Origin of the sequence: Taklimakanibacter albus, assembly GCF_016595235.1 — a bacterium.
In the GTDB taxonomy this organism is placed as follows: Bacteria; Pseudomonadota; Alphaproteobacteria; order Rhizobiales; family Aestuariivirgaceae; genus Taklimakanibacter; species Taklimakanibacter albus.
Genome location: NZ_JAENHL010000008.1, coordinates 1,085,308 through 1,102,557 on the forward strand (window position 1 = coordinate 1,085,308; position 17,250 = coordinate 1,102,557).

At 63.1% G+C, this 17,250-nt stretch carries 15 protein-coding genes; 3 read left to right on the top strand and 12 right to left on the bottom strand.

What is annotated here, in order from left to right:
- Positions 1-20: 20 nt before the first annotated feature.
- Together JHL16_RS28160 and JHL16_RS28165 are read right to left on the bottom strand one after the other, a co-directional pair.
- Entirely contained in the window at positions 21-1,559 is a 1,539-nt protein-coding gene (locus JHL16_RS28160) for an ABC transporter substrate-binding protein (RefSeq protein ID WP_200188209.1), read from the bottom strand.
- A gap of 47 nt (positions 1,560-1,606) precedes the next feature.
- Positions 1,607-3,646 carry a CocE/NonD family hydrolase gene (locus JHL16_RS28165; protein ID WP_200188210.1) on the bottom strand — a complete coding sequence of 680 codons (2,040 nt, stop codon included), beginning with the start codon at positions 3,644-3,646 and terminating at the stop codon, positions 1,607-1,609.
- A 116-nt stretch (positions 3,647-3,762) separates the two neighbouring features.
- Between JHL16_RS28165 and betI the strand changes: the two genes are divergently transcribed.
- Entirely contained in the window at positions 3,763-4,368 is a 606-nt protein-coding gene (gene betI / locus JHL16_RS28170) for a transcriptional regulator BetI (RefSeq protein WP_200188211.1), read from the top strand.
- A gap of 167 nt (positions 4,369-4,535) precedes the next feature.
- Here the strand turns inward: betI and cueR are convergent, their stop codons facing one another.
- Together cueR and JHL16_RS28180 are read right to left on the bottom strand one after the other, a co-directional pair.
- Positions 4,536-5,033 (bottom strand): Cu(I)-responsive transcriptional regulator, encoded by a 498-nt coding sequence (gene cueR, locus JHL16_RS28175; RefSeq protein ID WP_200188212.1) that lies wholly within the window; start codon positions 5,031-5,033, stop codon positions 4,536-4,538.
- Between the two features lie 17 nt (positions 5,034-5,050).
- Complete coding sequence (locus JHL16_RS28180; RefSeq protein ID WP_281436057.1) at positions 5,051-7,375, bottom strand: heavy metal translocating P-type ATPase; 2,325 nt, start codon at positions 7,373-7,375, stop codon at positions 5,051-5,053.
- 127 nt (positions 7,376-7,502) lie between these two features.
- Between JHL16_RS28180 and JHL16_RS28185 the strand changes: the two genes are divergently transcribed.
- Complete coding sequence (locus JHL16_RS28185; RefSeq protein WP_200188213.1) at positions 7,503-7,703, top strand: heavy-metal-associated domain-containing protein; 201 nt, start codon at positions 7,503-7,505, stop codon at positions 7,701-7,703.
- Here the strand turns inward: JHL16_RS28185 and JHL16_RS28190 are convergent, their stop codons facing one another.
- The 4 genes from JHL16_RS28190 to JHL16_RS28205 all read right to left on the bottom strand — a co-directional run bounded on the left by JHL16_RS28190 (position 7,704) and on the right by JHL16_RS28205 (position 13,061).
- The gene (locus JHL16_RS28190; RefSeq protein WP_200188214.1) at positions 7,704-8,516 is read right to left on the bottom strand and encodes a PAN domain-containing protein; all 813 of its coding nucleotides are present in this window, start codon (positions 8,514-8,516) and stop codon (positions 7,704-7,706) included.
- A gap of 70 nt (positions 8,517-8,586) precedes the next feature.
- Positions 8,587-9,735: an efflux RND transporter periplasmic adaptor subunit gene (locus JHL16_RS28195; RefSeq protein ID WP_200188215.1), complete on the bottom strand. Its 1,149-nt coding sequence runs from the start codon at positions 9,733-9,735 to the stop codon at positions 8,587-8,589.
- 10 nt (positions 9,736-9,745) lie between these two features.
- On the bottom strand, positions 9,746-12,889 hold the full coding sequence (locus JHL16_RS28200) for an efflux RND transporter permease subunit (RefSeq protein ID WP_200188216.1): 3,144 nt from the start codon (positions 12,887-12,889) through the stop codon (positions 9,746-9,748).
- Between the two features lie 19 nt (positions 12,890-12,908).
- Positions 12,909-13,061 carry a hypothetical protein gene (locus JHL16_RS28205; protein WP_171028136.1) on the bottom strand — a complete coding sequence of 51 codons (153 nt, stop codon included), beginning with the start codon at positions 13,059-13,061 and terminating at the stop codon, positions 12,909-12,911.
- A 121-nt stretch (positions 13,062-13,182) separates the two neighbouring features.
- Between JHL16_RS28205 and JHL16_RS28210 the strand changes: the two genes are divergently transcribed.
- Complete coding sequence (locus JHL16_RS28210) at positions 13,183-13,788, top strand: TetR/AcrR family transcriptional regulator (protein ID WP_200188217.1); 606 nt, start codon at positions 13,183-13,185, stop codon at positions 13,786-13,788.
- 33 nt (positions 13,789-13,821) lie between these two features.
- Here JHL16_RS28210 and JHL16_RS28215 read toward each other — a convergent pair whose 3' ends face one another.
- From JHL16_RS28215 to JHL16_RS28230, 4 genes are read right to left on the bottom strand one after another with little or no spacing between them, the layout of a single operon-like run.
- A complete protein-coding gene (locus JHL16_RS28215) occupies positions 13,822-14,661 on the bottom strand; it encodes an aminoglycoside phosphotransferase family protein (protein ID WP_200188218.1) in 840 nt (279 codons plus the stop codon).
- Positions 14,648-15,568, bottom strand: a complete 921-nt coding sequence (locus JHL16_RS28220) for a dihydrodipicolinate synthase family protein (RefSeq protein WP_200188219.1) — start codon at positions 15,566-15,568, stop codon at positions 14,648-14,650. Before JHL16_RS28220 ends, JHL16_RS28215 begins: the two co-directional genes overlap by 14 nt.
- Before the next feature lie 38 nt (positions 15,569-15,606).
- Positions 15,607-16,380, bottom strand: coding sequence for an SDR family NAD(P)-dependent oxidoreductase (locus tag JHL16_RS28225; protein WP_200188220.1), 774 nt, complete (start codon positions 16,378-16,380; stop codon positions 15,607-15,609).
- Positions 16,377-17,039 carry a GntR family transcriptional regulator gene (locus JHL16_RS28230; protein WP_200188221.1) on the bottom strand — a complete coding sequence of 221 codons (663 nt, stop codon included), beginning with the start codon at positions 17,037-17,039 and terminating at the stop codon, positions 16,377-16,379. Before JHL16_RS28230 ends, JHL16_RS28225 begins: the two co-directional genes overlap by 4 nt.
- Positions 17,040-17,250: the final 211 nt, after the last annotated feature.

Sequence of the window (17,250 nt, forward strand, 5' to 3'; positions counted from 1 at the left end):
CTTCCTAGCCTAAGATCCTCTCATGCCTCGCCGAAATATTCGTATTGCCAGTTCATGGCATTGGGCAGCAAACACGGCTTGAGCCAGTCGGCATGGATGAAGAAATTGCGGCCGTGGGTGATCCAGACGCAGGACGCGGACTCATCGAGGAGCTTCTGCATGTCGACATAGATCTGGGTGCGCTTGGCCGTATCGGTCGTGGCGAGGCCCTCCGCATGCAGCCGGTCGAAATCGGCACTCTTCCAGCGCTGCCAGTTCCACAAGCCGACTTGCGCCGAGAGGAACCATTGCGTCTGGAAGCTCGGATCGAATTTCGAGAGATATTGGATGAGGGTGAGCTCGAGATCCTTGCTCTTGTCATCCGACCCCATGGCCCAATAGGCGCCGGAATCCATCGCGTTGATCGTAACCGTGACGCCGATCTCCGCGAGATTGGCCTGGACGATCTGCGCGGTCGCCATCGGCACCGCCTCATTGAGGCAGGTGAAGCTGACGCTCAATCCCGTCTGTCCGGCTTCGGCGAGAAGCGCCTTGGCCTTCTCCAGATCCCGGTTGTAGAGGGGCGCCTCCGGCCAGGCGCCGATGAGGCCCGGCGCCAGCAAAGTCTTGGCACGCGAGACCGCGCCGCCATAAGCGCCGGCGATGATCATGTCGATGTCGATGCCGAGACGGATGGCCTGGCGCACGCGCGGATCGGCGAGCGCGCCCTTCTCCACATTGAGGCTGATCCAGGTGTAATCGATGCCTTCGATCTCGATGACCTTGGCCTGCTCGACCTTTCGCGCCTCGCCCGCCGAGGATGGATCGACCGCAGTGAAATCGAGCTCCTTGCCCTGGAAAGACAGAAGCGCCGTTTTCGGCTCGGCAATGAACTTGGCGAGGATGCGCGGGAAATGCGCCTTTGCGGCCCCTTTATAATCGGGATTGATCTCGAGGACGAACTGCTCCTTCGGCCGCCATTCGGCCAGCCGGTAAGGCCCTGAGCCTATGATCTGGGTGGCGATCTTGTCACCGAGCGCCTCGGTCGCCTTCTTGGACAGAATGGCGCCCGATGCATCGCACAGGCCGATCAGCCAGAGTGCGGGCGAAGGGTGCTTGAGGAGAAGGCGGCCGGTATATTTGCCGGTGACTTCGACCTTGTCGAGCGTACCCAGATCCTCGGCATAAGCGAGTTTCTTACCCTTGGCGTCGCCAGTGATGAAACGGTCGAATGAAAACTTGACGTCCTCGGCGGTCATCTCGCCATAGTCGTCGGTGAACATCTGACCGGGATTGAGCTCGAATGTGTATTCGGTCTCGGAGATCTGCTTGATCTCCTTGGCCGCGTCATTGGACCAGGTGAGCTTGCCCGCATCGAAGCGGGCCAAGGTCTGGCAGACCGAAAGGATCACGTTGCCGTCGACGGTGCCGATGCGATTGCCGGGATCGAGATTGGCGATATCGACATCGACCCGCACGACAGCCTGTTTGCGCTCCGCAAGGGCGACCGACATGAAAGGCGGCAGCAGTGGCGAGGCGGCGAAGACCGCGCCACCGGCCAGAAACGATCTGCGATTCATAAATGAAATCATGATGGACGCCCTTCCCTGTTATGTTTTTTCGAGTTTCACATATTGTCGCGCGGTATCAGCTCGTCATAATCACGCGTCATGAACAGCTCATCGCCGTCATAAGTCTTCACCGAGCCGGTGACCCGGAATGTGGTGCGGTCGCAGGTGATCTCGATCCGGCTCTCGACCCGGGCGCGCCAATCGGGACGATCGAAGCTTTCGCCGAAGGTCACCGTCGTCGCGCAGCTCGCCGGATCGCCATGGGTGATGGCGTATTCCTTCCTGCGCCACGACGTCATCTCGGTGCCGGTCTCGTCGAAGACATAACGGCCGTCGTCGCTCAAGGCGACCAGGCTGGTACGCTCGGTGGATAGATCGGTTTCAATATGCCGCAGCTGGCGCGCCGGTGCCTTCACCGTCACCGGTCCCGGCTGCGCCATGACGGGGCGCTCGAAGCTGACGGCCGCTAGTGTCGACTCATCGCTGACAAGAGGCAGAGAGAGCTGGGCGCCATTCGGGTCCACGGTGATCGTCGTCAGTTCCGGCGACGGCCACGCCATCGGCCAATAGGAGGACGAGATGGCAAGCCGCAGGCGGTGGCCTTTCGGAATGATCTGGCCGACCGGCTTCATGACGAGCGAGATCTCCTCGAAGACACCGGGTGTCATCGGCTTGGGGAATTCATGGCTCTCGCGATGGGCGAGATTGAGGATGGCGTAGGTCACGAAAGCCGACGTGCCGTCGGGCGCCACGCTGGTGAGGCGGCAGGCGACCATCGCCTGCGGCGTGTCGGCGGCGATGCGCAGCGTGAGACGCGCCTGCCCCATGATCGGCAGGTCCGCACGCAACGGTTCGGTATCGTAGCAGAGAGAGCCGCCATCATCGGGGCGCTGATCGCGGGCGCCCTCGGCGGCGATGCGGCCCTGCCCATAAGGGCACCATTCCTGCGCGTGGAGGCCGGTGGTGAGCGGCGAGCAGACAGACCGGACATTCGCCGGACTCTCAGGCTTGCCCGCAGTCAGCGCCCACTCCGTCAGATGAAACGTGGTGTGAGAAATGGCCGGCGACGGCCAGGCAGGAAAACCCAGCCAGCGGCCGGGCCGCATGTCCATATGCGAAGCGGGCTTTGCATCATCCATCAGCCAGAGCCGCATGGCCGGATCGGCCTCGACGCCATTGTCGATGCCCTTCAGCCAGTGATCGAACCAGCGCTTGCATTCCTGCAGGAAACCGATCGATGGACCCGGCGTGCCGGCTTGCGGCTCGGTATGTCCCCAGGGACCGGAAATTCCCTTGGCGAGCCCCGGCATGTTCTCGACGAGACGGAAGATGGCCGAGGTATAGCCGTCGAGCCAGCCGCCGACGGCAAGCACCGGACAGGTGATCGCACTATAATCCTCGCAGACCGAACCATGTTTCCAGAAAGCGTCGCGGCGCTGATGCCTGAGCCACGTGGCCGGAAACAGGGAATGATGGTCGAGGCGCTGACGCCACAGCTCGCGCCAACGCTCCTTGCCGACGATCGCCGGATCCGGCGGCAGCGCGGCATAGCCGAACAGCGCGCCACCCCAGCCGAAATTGTCGTTGATGAGAAGCCCGCCTTCATAATGTGCATCGCAGGCATAACGGTCGTCAGTCGAGCACAGAGTGACGACCGCTTTGAGATTGGGAGGCCTCCGCGCGGCGGCCTGAAGCCCGCTGAACCCACCCCAGGAAATGCCGATCATGCCGACCGCGCCCGAACACCAGGGCTGGCGGCCGAGATGATCGATGATCTCGAGCGCGTCATCCTGCTCGCGCTTGACATACTCGTCCTCGAGAATGCCGTCGGAATCGCCCATGCCGGCGATATCGACACGCACGCCGGCAAAACCATTCGCGGCGAACCACAGATGCATCTGCTCGTCGCCAGTGCGGGTGCCGTCACGCCGCCGGTATGGGATGTATTCGAGAATGGCCGGTACCGGAGTCTTCGTGGCATCGGCAGGCAGGAACAACCGCGCCGCCAGCCGGCGTCCGTCCTGCAAGGGAATCCAATGGGTTTCGACCGTCGTGACGCCGGAGACCTTCACCTGCTGCGGTGTCGCGAAATCCATTCCATCCCTCTCCCAAAAGTTGTTATTTGTCTCTCCATATGATATATTGATTTTGAAATCAATAAATGAAATTGTTGTCCAATGACAGGATGCGCGATGATCCGCGAGGGTGATTCATGACTGGCCTAAGAAAGAAGCGCTCTCTCAAGGACATGCGCCGCGACGAGTTGATGGAGGCGGCGATCACCGTCGTCGCCAAGGAAGGCCTGCAGCGCGCGACGCTCTCGCAAATCGCGGTCGAGGCCGGCATGTCGACGGCCCTGGTGAATCATTATTTTGAGAATAAGGAGGAGCTGCTCGAGGCGACGATGCGGCGGCTCTCCGGGCGCTACCGCGGCGAGATCATGGCCCTGATGCCCGCCGATCCGACACCGGCGCAGCGCCTGCGCGCGATCATCGAGGGATCGTTCCAGCCCGATAATCTGACACTCGCCTCGCGCAAGGCCTGGGTGCAGTTTCTGGTCAACGCCATGTCGGGCGGTCGGATCTTCTATCTCTACCGCATCACCGGCGAACGCGTGGTCTCCAACATCCGCTATGCGGTGAAGCGGCTGGTGCCGGCGGATCAGGTCGACGACATTGTCGACGGGATCGCCGCCCTCATCGACGGCTTCTTCTGGGAAAATGCAACCGACTGCGCGCCTGAGGATCTCATCCGGGCGCGCCGTATCTGCTGGAACTATGCCTGCCTGCTCATTCCCTCATTGCGGAACATGCACTGATCCCAAGGAGTCACGAGTCTGGCGCGCGCCATCACGCTGAAGCGTGCGCGCGCAACTCCCCTATCCGTCATGGCCGGGCTTCGACCCGGCCATCCAGACTCGACACCCTATAACTGCTGCGCGGAGAGGCTGGATGGCCGCCTCAAGGGCGGCCATGACGAGTGGGGTCAACGCATTCCGGACGGGCGATGGGCGCGGGCTTTGCGCGCCGCGCGGTCGGAGATCAGGTCAGGCTTGCCGAAGCGCGGCGGCGCCTTGGGCTTGGCGGCGCGCTGGGTCGGCTCGGCCAGGCTGTCGATGATCGGGCAATGCGGGCGCTGGTCGCCGCGGCAATTCTCGGCGAGATGGCGCAATGTCGCCGCCATATTGTGCAGCTCTCGCGCCTTCTGCTCGAGCTCCTCGATATGGCGCAGCGCCACGCTCTTCACACTGGCGCTGGCGCGCGAGCGGTCGCGCCACAAAGCCAGCAGCTCCTCGATCTGCTCGACCGAGAAGCCGAGATCGCGAGCCGAGCGGATGAAGCGCAACGTATGGATGTCGTCATCGCCATAGATGCGATAGCCGGACTCGGTGCGCGAGGCGGCGCGGATCAGCCCAATGGTTTCGTAATAACGGATCATCTTGGCCGATACGCCGGAAGCGGAAGAGGCTTCACCGATATTCATGTCTCATCTCCTCTTCATCATGACGCCAGAGCCGGCGCGAGATCGCCCGCCTTGCCGTTGCGGGCAGCGTTGCTGACCGGCGGCCGGAAGGCCTTGAGCCGCAACGCATTGCCAAGCACGAAGACGCTCGACAAAGCCATGGCGGCGGCCGCCAGAACCGGCGACAGCAGGATGCCATAAAGCGGGTAAAGGGCACCGGCGGCAATCGGCACCAATGCCGCATTATAGGCGAAGGCCCAGAATAGATTCTGCTTGATATTGCGGATGGTGGCGCGGCTTAACGCGATGGCGTTCGGCACGCCGGTGAGATCGCCCGACATCAGCACGACATCGGCGGCTTCGATCGCCACATCGGTGCCGGTGCCGATGGCGATGCCGACATCGGCCGCCGCCAGCGCCGGGGCGTCGTTGATGCCGTCGCCGACAAAAGCGAGCTTCACGCCGTCGCGGCGCAGCCTTTCGAGGGCCGCCACCTTGCCGTCGGGCAGCACTTCCGCCACCACATCGTCGATGCCGAGCTTCTTCGCGATGGCTTCAGCGGTGCGGCGGTTGTCGCCGGTGATCATCGCCACTTTCAGCCCCTGCGCATGAAGGGCGGCAATCGCCTGGGGCGTCGTCGCCTTGATCGGATCGGCGACGGCGATGATCGCTGCCAGCTCGCCATCGATCGCGGCATAAAGCGGCGACTTGCCTTCCGAAGCGAGCCGCTCGGCCGCCGCCTTGAAGGGCGCCAGCGACAAGCCCAGCGCTGTCATCAGACGGTCGGCGCCCACCTCGATGATGCGGCCATCGACCGACGCCTTGACGCCCATGCCCGGCGTTGCGGTGAAATCGAGCGCCTTGCCGAGTGCCACGGACGAGCGCTTCGCCGCCTTGACGATGGCTTCGGCGATCGGATGCTCGGATTGTGCCTCGACGGCAGCGACCAGCGCCAGAACCTCGTCACGCGCAAAGCCGTCGGCGGTCACCAGATCGGTGAGCTCGGGCCGGCCCTCGGTCAAGGTGCCGGTCTTGTCGAGCGCCACGATGCCGGCGCCGCGCAAAACCTGCAGCGCCTCGCCCTTGCGGAACAGCACGCCCATCTCGGCGGCGCGTCCGGTGCCGACCATGATCGAGGTCGGGGTGGCGAGGCCCATGGCGCAGGGGCAGGCAATGATCAGCACCGCCACGGCATTGACGAGCGCGAAAGCGAGCGCCGGATCCGGGCCGAAGACAAGCCAGATGCCGAAGGTCAACGCGGCGATCGCCATCACCGCCGGCACGAACCAGGCCGTGACCTTGTCGACCAAAGCCTGGATCGGCAGCTTGGCGCCCTGCGCCGCCTCGACCATGCGGATGATCTGAGCCAGCACCGTATCGGCACCGATCTTGGTGGCGCGGAAGGTGAAGGAGCCGGTCTTGTTGATGGTGCCGCCGACCACTTGCGCGCCGGCGCTCTTGACGGCGGGCACCGGCTCGCCGGTGATCATCGATTCATCGACATAGGACGAGCCTTCGATCACCTCGCCGTCGACGGCGATCTTGTCGCCGGGGCGAACCTGCAGGACATCGCCGGTCTTGACCTCCTCGAGCGGTACTTCGATTGCTTCGCCGTTACGCAGGACACGCGCCGTCTTGGGAGTAAGGCCGACGAGCCGCTTGATCGCCTCGCTGGTGCGGCCCTTGGCGCGCGCCTCGAGCAGGCGGCCGAGCAGGATCAAGGTGACGATCACGGCGGCGGCCTCGTAATAGACATTGGCGGTGCCGGCCGGCAGGAAATGGTCCGCGAAAGTGGCGACGACCGAGTAACCCCAGGCGGCGAATGTGCCTACCGCAACGAGCGAATTCATGTCGGGCGCGCCGCGCAAAAGCGCCGGGACGCCTTTGCGGTAAAACCGCAGACCCGGTCCGAACAGCACCAGGGTGGCGAGCCCGAACTGCAGATAACGGCTTTCCTCCATGCCGATATAGTCCATCACGACGAGATGCATGGCCGGGATGAAATGCGAGCCCATTTCGACGATGAAGATCGGCAAGGTCAGGACTGCCGCAATCGCAAGCGACCAGCGTAAGCTCACGAGTTCCCTCGCCCGCGCTTGCGCCGCGTGATTGTCCTCCTGAACGTCGGCGCCGATGGCACGCGCCTGATAGCCCGCCGTTTCGATGGCCTTGATGACCGCCGGAACATTGGATGTGGTGGTGAAGGCAACCTCAGCCCGCTCGGTCGCCAGATTGACCGAGGCGGAGGTGACGCCCGGCACGGCGCGGATGGCCTTTTCGACACGCCCGACGCAGGAGGCACAGGTCATGCCGTCTATGCCGAAGCTCGTGTTGTTCTTCAATGCGGTCGCAGTCGCCATCATTCCAATCCTTAAAATCGATCAACCGCACCCTAGATAGACCTTCCCATGATAGGAGGGTCAAGGCCGAAATCACATTGACCTTCCTATCGTTGGAATGTCTATATCCGGAGCGGAAATGGAGACCACCATGTATAAATTCAACATTCCCGACATGACCTGTGGCCATTGCGCCGGCATGGTGCAGCGCGCCGTCAAGCTGGTGGATGCCCAGGCGGAGGTCACGGTCGATCTCGGCCGTAAGCTCGTGGAAGTCCGCAGCAGCGCGGCCCAGCAGAGCATCGGCGAAGCGATCCGTAAGGCGGGCTACGAAAACAGCGCGGCTACCTGACTATTTGATCCCAGAGACAAGCCCGTTGCGCGGCTCGGCCGAGCCGGTTTCGTTCTTGAGCCAGCATTCGCTGCGATAGGTGATGAAGGTGAAAGCCTTGCAGGTCCTGTCCGCGCTGCAGGCGATCAGGCAGGCATCGAGTGTCGTCTGCTTCAAGCGGCCGATATCATTGCCGGGATAGTCCGTCGCTTCCTGGATCATCATGGGCGCATGGTGGGCCTGTTCCAGCAAATCGGCGATTCCGCCGGCGGCATAGAGACTGGTCTTGATCCCCACTGCCTGCGCGGTCGCGAGTGTCAGCCAGTACATGCGCTCCGGTGGCGCGCCGGTGACATACGCAATAGCCTGGGGCGGCAGGCCGAGGCCGCCCACATAGTCGGCGAACATCGCATTAGTGGCGGCACTGCGGCGCGCTTTGCCGCCGCGCAGCAGATAGGCAGCATGGAAGCCGATCCGCGCCCTCTCGCCCATCAACCTTTGCACGCCGCCAAGCCAGGCCCAGGCGCAAGCCGAGGCGCAATTGACCGATGGCGGCACCATGGTCACGAACCCCTTCTTGCGAATGGCGCGACCGATCGAAATGCCAGCGGCGGCATTGCCGCCCGGGCTTTGGAGCACGACGACCGCTTCCCTGACCTGCTCGGTCTGGCGCTGAAAGGCGGCCGCATCGCCGAATTCGAGCTCACCGGTGATGCTGACGAGCGCCACCGTCTCGGTCGAGGGCGACACGACGATCTCCGCCGAGCGAGCCCCACAGGAGTACGCCCCCGTGAGCCACAGACCCAGCCCCAGACACATTACCGATTTCAGCATTCTCAGCGCCATGCGAGCCACCAAGCGCCAACCCGCGCCATGATGGCATATCAGACGCCGATCGGGGAATTTAAGATTCCGGCACCGACATCGGCGTGACCGGCATTCCGGGTCCGATCTTCTGCAGATTGCCGCTGATGATCTGATCGCCTTCGGCAATGCCTTTCGTCACGGAAATAAGCGAACCTTCGGTCGGCCCCAGATCGACGAGACGCATGCCGACCTTGCCCTGATCGACCACATAGACGAACTTGCCGAGCTGGTTCGAGCCCAAAGCCACTTGCGGCACCATCAGTGAATCGGGCCGCTCACCGACCAAAAGCCGGATATTCACATATTGGCCGGGCAGCAGGCTCAGATCCTCATTGGCGATGGTGGCGCGCGCAATGATGGTGCCGGTCGTGTGATCGACCTGATTGTCAAGAAATGTAAGCTCGCCCTTGCGCGGCGGGCCCTGATCGCCCGGCACGGTGACCTCGGCCGTCACCGGTCCTTCGGCTTTCGCCTTCTGGATCAGGACGAGCTCGGCCTCGCTCGGTGCGAAGGTGACATAGATCGGGCTGATCTGCATCAGCGTGTTCAACGCCGCGCCGCCGACATTGATGAGCGTGCCGACCGGCGCCTGGTTGCGGCCGAGCCTGCCGTCGAAGGGCGCCTTGATCACCGTATAACCGAGATTGATCTCGGCGGCCTGGATCGCGGCCTTGCCGGCGACGACGGTGGCCTCGCCCTGCGCGACGGCGCTCGCGCGCTGCTGAAAGCTGTCCTTGGACAGGAAGCCCGTCTTGGTGAGGTCGCTGCCGCGGTCGAGATTGGCCTTGGCATAATCGAGCGAGGCCTGGTCACGCTCCGTCTGCGCCTGCACCTGAGCGAGAACCGCCTGATAATCGCGCGGATCGATCCGATAAAGGAGATCACCCCGCTTCACATCGGCGCCGTCGATCGCCGGCTGGCCGAGAATGTAGCCGGAGACCTTGGCCTGGAGCGCGACGCCGCGGATCGCTTCGGTGCGCGCCGCATAATCGAGATAGATCGGGATGGTCTTCTTGACGACCCCGGTGACGGGCACCGGCATGGCCTGCATCGGCGCCGGCTCCACCGCCGCATCGGCGGGCTTGCTCAACAGGCCGGCGAGAAGCTGCGGGTCGCCGCGAAAATAAGCGAAGGCACCGGCAGCGGCAATAAGGGTCAGGGCAGTGGCGATTTTCCAGATGCGCATGGCGTGGTTCCTATTCGGCCGGCTGGGCGTGCGGCACCAGGTCCGGTTCGGTTTTCTGCTTACGCTCGCGCCATTCCTCGATCACCGCATAGAAAACGGGAACGAAGATGAGGGTGAGCACGGTGGCGGCGAGCATGCCGCCGAAGACGGCGGTACCGAGTGACTGGCGGCTGGCGGCACCCGCCCCCGAGGCCAGCATCAACGGCACGACGCCCAGGATGAATGCGAAAGCCGTCATCAGGATCGGACGCAGGCGCAGCCGGCCCGCTTCCATCGCCGCCTCGACGATGCCGAGGCCGCTTTCGCGCAGATGCTTGGCGAATTCGACGATCAGAATGGCGTTCTTGGCGGCAAGGCCGATCAGCATCACGAAGCCGATCTGCGAATAGACATCCATCTGCATGCCGCGCAGCCAGATGGCGAGCAGCGCGCCGAAGATCGCCGTCGGCACCGAGAGCAGCACCATGAAGGGCATCGACCAGCTTTCATACTGGGCGGCCAGGATGAGGAAGCAGAAGACCAGCGCCAAAGCGAAGACGATGATGGCGACCGATCCCGCTTTCAGCTCCTGATAGGTGATGCCGGTCCATTCGAAGCCGAAATCCTTCGGCAAGGACGTGGCGGCCGCGCGCTGCATGGCCTCAATGGCTTGCCCTGAGCTGAAGCCCGGGGCGGCATTGCCGTTGATCAGCGCCGAGCCGTAATTGTTGTAATGGGTCACGGTCTCAGGCCCGACGATCGGCTTCAGCGCGCCCAGGGTGGAGAGCGGCACCATCTCGCCCGTATTGTTGCGCACATAGAGGCGGCTCAGATCGTTTGCGGAGGCGCGCGCCCCCTGCTCGGCCTGCAAGGTCACGCGGAAGGTGCGGCCGAACATATTGAAGTCGTTCACGTAGAGCGAGCCCAGATAAATCTGCAGGGTGTTGAACACATCCGGCAGATTGAGCCCCAGGAGCTTGGCTTTGTTGCGGTCGAGCTCATAGTTGAATTGCGGCGTAACGGTCGAGAAAGTCGTGAACAAGGTTTGCGGATTGAGCTCCGGCTGCTTGCGCGCCTCCGCCAGCAAGGCCTGGGTCGCCTCGTTGACGGCGGCGGTGCCGCGGCCGGTCAGATCCTCGACCTGGAACTCGAAGCCGCCGGTGGTGCCCAGACCATTGATCGACGGCGGCTCGAAAGCGAGGACGAGACCTTCCGGCATACCGAAAAGCTTGGGCCTCACCTTGTTGACGATATCGGTCGCCGAGAGGCCAGGCCCGCGCTCGTCCCACGGCTTGAGCACGGCGAAGACGGCGGCGGCATTCGACTGGTTGGCGAAAGTGAGGAAGTTCAAGCCGTTGATGCCCATCACCGTGTCGATACCGGGTTCGGCGCTGAGCGTCTGACGGACCTTCTCGACCAGCGCTTCGGTGCGCTCGAGCGAGGCCCCGTCCGGCAATTGCACGACGGCGAAGAAATAACCTTGGTCCTCGACCGGCAGAAAGGCCGACGGGATGCGGGTCGACACAAGGTAAGTCGCGGCGATGAGGACGGCGAAGAAACCGAACATCAGCCAGCGCAATCTGATGAAGCTGCGCACCGAAGCGGAATAGACATGCGACAACCAGCCGAAGCCTGAGTTGAACCAGCGATAGAAGAAGAACTGCGAGGGCGGGCGGTGGCGCAGGAACGCGGCCGACAAAGCTGGGCTCAAAGTGAGCGAGTTGAAGGCCGAGATGCCGACCGAGATGGCGACGGTCAGCGCGAACTGGTTGTAGAGCTGGCCGGTGACGCCAGGAATGAAGGCGACCGGGATGAACACCGCCATCAGCACGGCGGTGGTGGCGATGATCGGTCCCGTCACTTCCTTCATGGCCAGACGCGCCGCTTCGAGCGGCTTGTGCCCGGCCTCGAGCTGGCGCTCGACATTCTCGACCACCACGATGGCGTCGTCGACCACGAGGCCGATGGCCAGCACCATGCCGAGGAGGCTCAGCATGTTGAGCGAGAAGCCCAGGCCCAGCATCACCACCATGGTGGCGATCAGCGAGACCGGGATGGCGATGACGGGAATGAGCGTGGTGCGCCAGTTCTGCAGGAAGATGAAGACGACGGCGACGACGAGCACGAGCGCCTCGAACAGCGTCTTGACCACATCCTCCATCGCCGTCGAGACGAAACGGGTGGTGTTGTATTTGATGTTGTAGGTGATGCCCTTGGGGAACTGCGCCGAGAGCTGCAGCATCTTGTCTTCGACGGCTTTCTGCAGCTGCAGCGCGTTCGATCCCGGCATCTGGAAGACGCCGATGAAGATGGTCGGATTGTCGTTCTGGAAGGCCGAGGTGGAATAAAGCAGCGAGCCGAGCTCGATGCGCGCGACATCGCGCAAGCGCACCAGGGAACCTTGCGCCGAATTGGCGCGCACGACGATTTCACCGAAGGCTTGCGGGTCAGCGAGGCGGCCGGTGGCGTTGACCTGCATTTCGAATGCGGTGCCTGAGGGCGCCGGCGACTGCCCGATCTTGCCGGCGGCGACCTGGACATTCTGCTCGGCAATGGCGTTCTGCACATCGACAGCGGTAATGCCGAGATTGGCGAGCTTGTCGGGATCGAGCCAGATGCGCATCGAATAGCGCCGCTCACCCCAGATAATGACGTCGCCGACACCCGCCACACGTTTCAGGGGATCAGCGATCTGCAAAAAGGCATAGTTACTCAGGCCGACAGCATCTACCGATTTGTCGGGCGAGATCAGATTGACGACCATCACGAAGCTCGGATTCTGCTTCTTGACCGTCACACCGGCCTGATTGACGATCGCCGGCAGCGAGGACGCGGCCTGGGAGACACGGTTCTGCACGTCGACCGCGGCGAGATCGGCATCGAAGCCGACATCGAAGGTCACGGTGATGCGGGATGAACCGTCATTGGAACTGGCCGAGGACATGTAGGTCATGCCTTCGGCGCCGTTGATCGACTGTTCGAGCGGCGTCGTCACCGTGTCGGCGACGACCTGGGCGCTGGCGCCCGGATAGCTGGCGCTCACCACCACCTGGGGCGGGGTGATATTGGGGAACTGCGCTACCGGCAGCAGGAAATAAGCGATGGCCCCGGCCAGCACCATGATGACGGCGATGGCCGAGGCGAATATCGGTCGCTCGATGAAAAAGCCGACCATGGGAATATCCTATTGGTCGTCAGGCAGTGCGGTCGGCGCGCAAGCGCCGACTGGTGCGGTCAAGCATCTGCTTGAAGACGACCGGATCGACATGGTCCGCTTCCATCATGGCGAGCGTCACGGGATCGCTCATCAGCTGATCGATGGTGGGGCCCTTGTAATAGAATGACATTTCTGCCTCCTTGACGTAACGGGATGCCGGCGGGCATCGGGGTCTTGACTAAACTCTGACAGGGTGTTACCGGTCATTAACGAGCATACTGTTACCGATCGGTCACAACAGAGTCAAGACCATGGGTGTAAAAATTTTGCAGAAACCCGAAGAGGCGACTGCTTCCGACCTCAAACCGCGCGACCGACTCCTGCACACCGCTCGCGACCTGTTCCATCAGCATGGCATCAAGGGCATCGGCGTCGAAGCGATCACCGAGGCAGCCGGTACCAATAAGATGACGCTCTACCGTCACTTCGGCTCGAAGGACGATCTCATCGTCGAGTGCCTGCAGAAGGCCATCAATGAGACGATGAGCAAATGGGACGAGCTCGAGCTTGAGTATCCCGACAACCCCAAAGCACAGCTCATCGCCTGGATCGGCGCCGGCGCTCAGTGCATCGCCTCCGACAAGCGCGGCTGCGAGATCGCCAATGCGGCGGTCGAGCTCACCGAACCCGATCACCCCGGCCGGCGAGTGATCGAGGAAGGCAAGAAAGAGCACCGCCGCCGGCTCGTCGGTCTGTGCCAGCGCGCCGACCTGACACAGCCCGAGCTCGCCGCCGACACGCTGTGCCTCCTCTTCGAGGGCGCCCGCATCAGCCGGCAAAGCGATGGCCCGGAAGGACCATGCGCCCGCTTCAAGCGGATGGCGGAAGGCATTGTCGCCGCTTACGAGCGGAAATAGCTGCGGCTTCCGACCCTATCTCTGGGTCATGTACTAGATTCTCGCTCTGACAGCGCAGATAGCGGATGCGACTGCGAGCTCGCGCGCCTCGTCCTCCGCATTGCCGTCGGCCTCGTGCCAGGCGGCCGACAGGCAGCCATAGGCGATCGCATGATCGAGGATGTGGCGCGGGTCCTGATCCAGCACTTTTGCAAAGACCTCGGCCATATGGGCGATCCGATCCGGGGCGAGGCAAAGATCATCACGCTCCAACGGATTATAGAGCATATTGGCGGCATCGAAGGCGGGATCGCCGAGCACACCCTTGGGATCGATCGCCAGCCAGCCGCGCGGGCCCTCGATGATGTTGTCGTGATGAAGGTCGCCATGCAGCGGGCAGAGCCGGCGCGGCACGGCTAAGAGGCGCTCGGCAGTCCGCGCCGCTTCGACATAGAGGCTTGTCCGCCCCATCCTATGATCGGCGGCCGCCTTGGCGAAGAGGCTCGCGAAACGAATCCGCAAGAGCTGGAGACCGGCGGGATAGGGCAGATCGGATGGAGCGGTCAGCTCGCCCAGGACGGAAGCGGCAATCTCCGTCGCCGCGGTATCGCCGTCATTGTCGAGCACGTCGCGCAAATGCCGCGCGCCGGCAAATTCGAGCAGCATGAGATTGTTATCGCCGTCGAACAGGCGCACGCCGCCCCGGCCCTGACGCCAGCTGAGATAATGGGCGCCGCGCAATTCATCCTCGACATCGTCGAAGGGCTTCAGATCCTTGACGATGGCAACGCCGCCATCATCGAGCCGCGCCTTCCAGATGCGACTCGAAAATGTCTCGGTCAAAAGCGAGGGCGCGCTCAAGCGCCAGCGCGCGGGAAAGTCAGGCGGAGTCAATCTGTTCGGCCGCCATCCTGGTGCCGGCGAGCGCCCGGATCGTCGCCTCGATAACGCCTTTCACCCGCTCGCGCTCCTCGCCGACGAGCGGCAGACGCGGCGGCTTCACCCATTCGGGCGCGCCATAGACCATGTGCTCGGCGAGCTTGATATATTGCACCAGCTTCACATGGGTATCGAGATGGAAGGCCGGCGTGATGCGATAGAGCCGGCGCGCCTCTTCATAACGTCCGGCCTGGGCCAGGTCATAGATCGCCACACATTCGGCCGGCCATGCATTGGTCATGCCTGAGACCCAGCCGGTGACGCCGAGCGCCACGCTTTCGAGAATGAGATCGTCGACGCCGCAGAAGACGCTGAAACGGTCGCCCGTTTCATTGTAGATATCGGTGACACGGCGGATGTCACCACACTCCTCCTTGATGCAGACGATGCCGGGCGTGCCGATGAGTTCGCGCAGAACCGCCGGCGTCACATCGACGCCGTAGGCGATCGGATTGTTGTAGATCATGATCGGAATATCGCAGGCGCCGGCGAGCTCCTTGTACCATTGCGCCGTCTCGCGCGGATCGCTCTTGTAAGCGATGGAAGGGAAGGCCATCAGCCCTTCGGCGCCGAGCTTCTGATAGCGCTTGGCTGACGCCCTGCCCGCTTCGGTCGAGATCTCCGCAAGGCCGCTCAGGAAATGCACCCGGCCCGCCACCGCTTCCTTGCCGGCGCGCACCACCTTCTCCTGCTCGTCGCGCGTGAGCGAAGCATTTTCGCCCAGCATCGGCAGCACGATGACGCCCGAAACGCCGTTGACGATGAGACGGTCGATGCTCTTCTGGGTGGCGTCGAGATCGATCGCGCCATCCTTGCCGAGCTTCGTCGTCACCGCCGGAAACACGCCGCGCCAGTTGGTCATTCAGGTTTCCCCTCGATTGAGATCATCATAGTCACGTGCTAAGGCTGAGCGGCGTAGGATTTATAGGCCGAGGTGGCGAGCCAGCCGCAATCGATCGGCAGTGTCACGCCGGTGATCGCGGCGGCCATATCGGAACAAAGGAAGAGGATCGCATCGGCGACTTCGCGTGGAGCGACGAAGCGGCCGAGCGCGGAATTATCGGTCACGCGTTTGGGATCGCGGGCACCGCTATCGATGCGCGCCTGCATCGCGGGGGTGAGCGTATAGCCGGGCGCTACTGCATTGACCCGCACGCCATGCGGGCCCAGTTCGGCGGCGAGGATCTGGGTCAGCATGTCGAGGCTGGCTTTGCCCATCGCATAGGCCGGTTGCGCCGACGGCCTGATGCCGGTGAGCGAGCAGAGATTGACGATGCTGCCTGAGCCCCTGGCGCACATGGCCTTGCCGAAATGGCGCGCGGCCAGCAAGGTGCCACGGACATTGACCGCCTGGATGCGATCGAATTCGGCGATGTCCATGTCGAGGACGCGCACGGCATTCTGCAAAAGCCCGGCAGAGTTGATCAGGGCATCCACGGCACCGAAGCGCTCCGCGAGCGCCGTGATTTCCTTCTCCTCGGCCATGTCGACGCGGATGAAGAGGCTGTCGGCCCCTGCTCGCGTAATCTCATCGACGATCGGCACACCGCGCTTGGCGTCGATGTCGGCCGAGATCGTCCGCCAGCCTGCCTCGGCGAAACGGCGCAGCACCGCTTCGCCGATGCCGCTCGCCCCGCCGGTCACCACCGCGGTGCGGCCATCGCTCTTGATCATGAAGTACCCCCATTATCGGGCTTCGCCATCTCGGGCAGGTGCGCGGTGGCGTTGAGGATATGCATGCGCAGGAGCGAGACAGCCCGCTCCACCTGGCCCGCCCGGCACAAAGAAACAAGCGTCTGATGCTCGGCCTTGGCGGTGGCGCGTCCGTCATAACGGGTGATTTCCATGCGCAGATAGCGATCGATATTCTGGTGCACGCGCTCCAGCATGCGCAGAATGGTCGGCCGTTCGGCCGGGCTATAGAGGGTGCGATGCAGGTCCCAGTTCAGCATGCCCCAATTGCCCACATCGCTCGTCTCCATCAGGGCGATGAGGCGCGCCGCCTCGGAAAGATCCGCCGCCGTCATCTGCGGGATGGCGAGCGCCAGGAGATGCGGCTCGAGCTGAAGCCGGATCTCGAACATCTCGGCCACTTCGCTGGCCGAGATCGGCGCCACCTCGGCGCCCTTCTGCGAGATCAGGATCACCAGGCCCTCGGCCTCGAGCTGGCGCAATGCCTCGCGCACCGGGCTGCGGCTGACGCCGAGCTCCTGGGCGATCTGCTCCTGCTGCAATTTCATGCCGGCGCGATATTCGCCTTTGATGATGCGGCGGCGCAGCTCCTCGACGATCTGCGTGGCGATGGTGCTTTTGCTGATGGCCAGCATGCTCATGATGTATCCGGATCCGCCGTCGAATGTATGAAAGTTTCTATGCGCAGCCGCCGGGTTGCGCAATGACTATTGAAAATCGCGACGCCCGATGCAAAATAGGTGCGTCATGATGATGTCCATTCGCCATTTCCAGACGGTCTTCCTGCACGCCGCTTGAACGCTTGCACCGGACATCGCGATGTCCAGACCTGTCTCCGGCCGATCGCGCTGA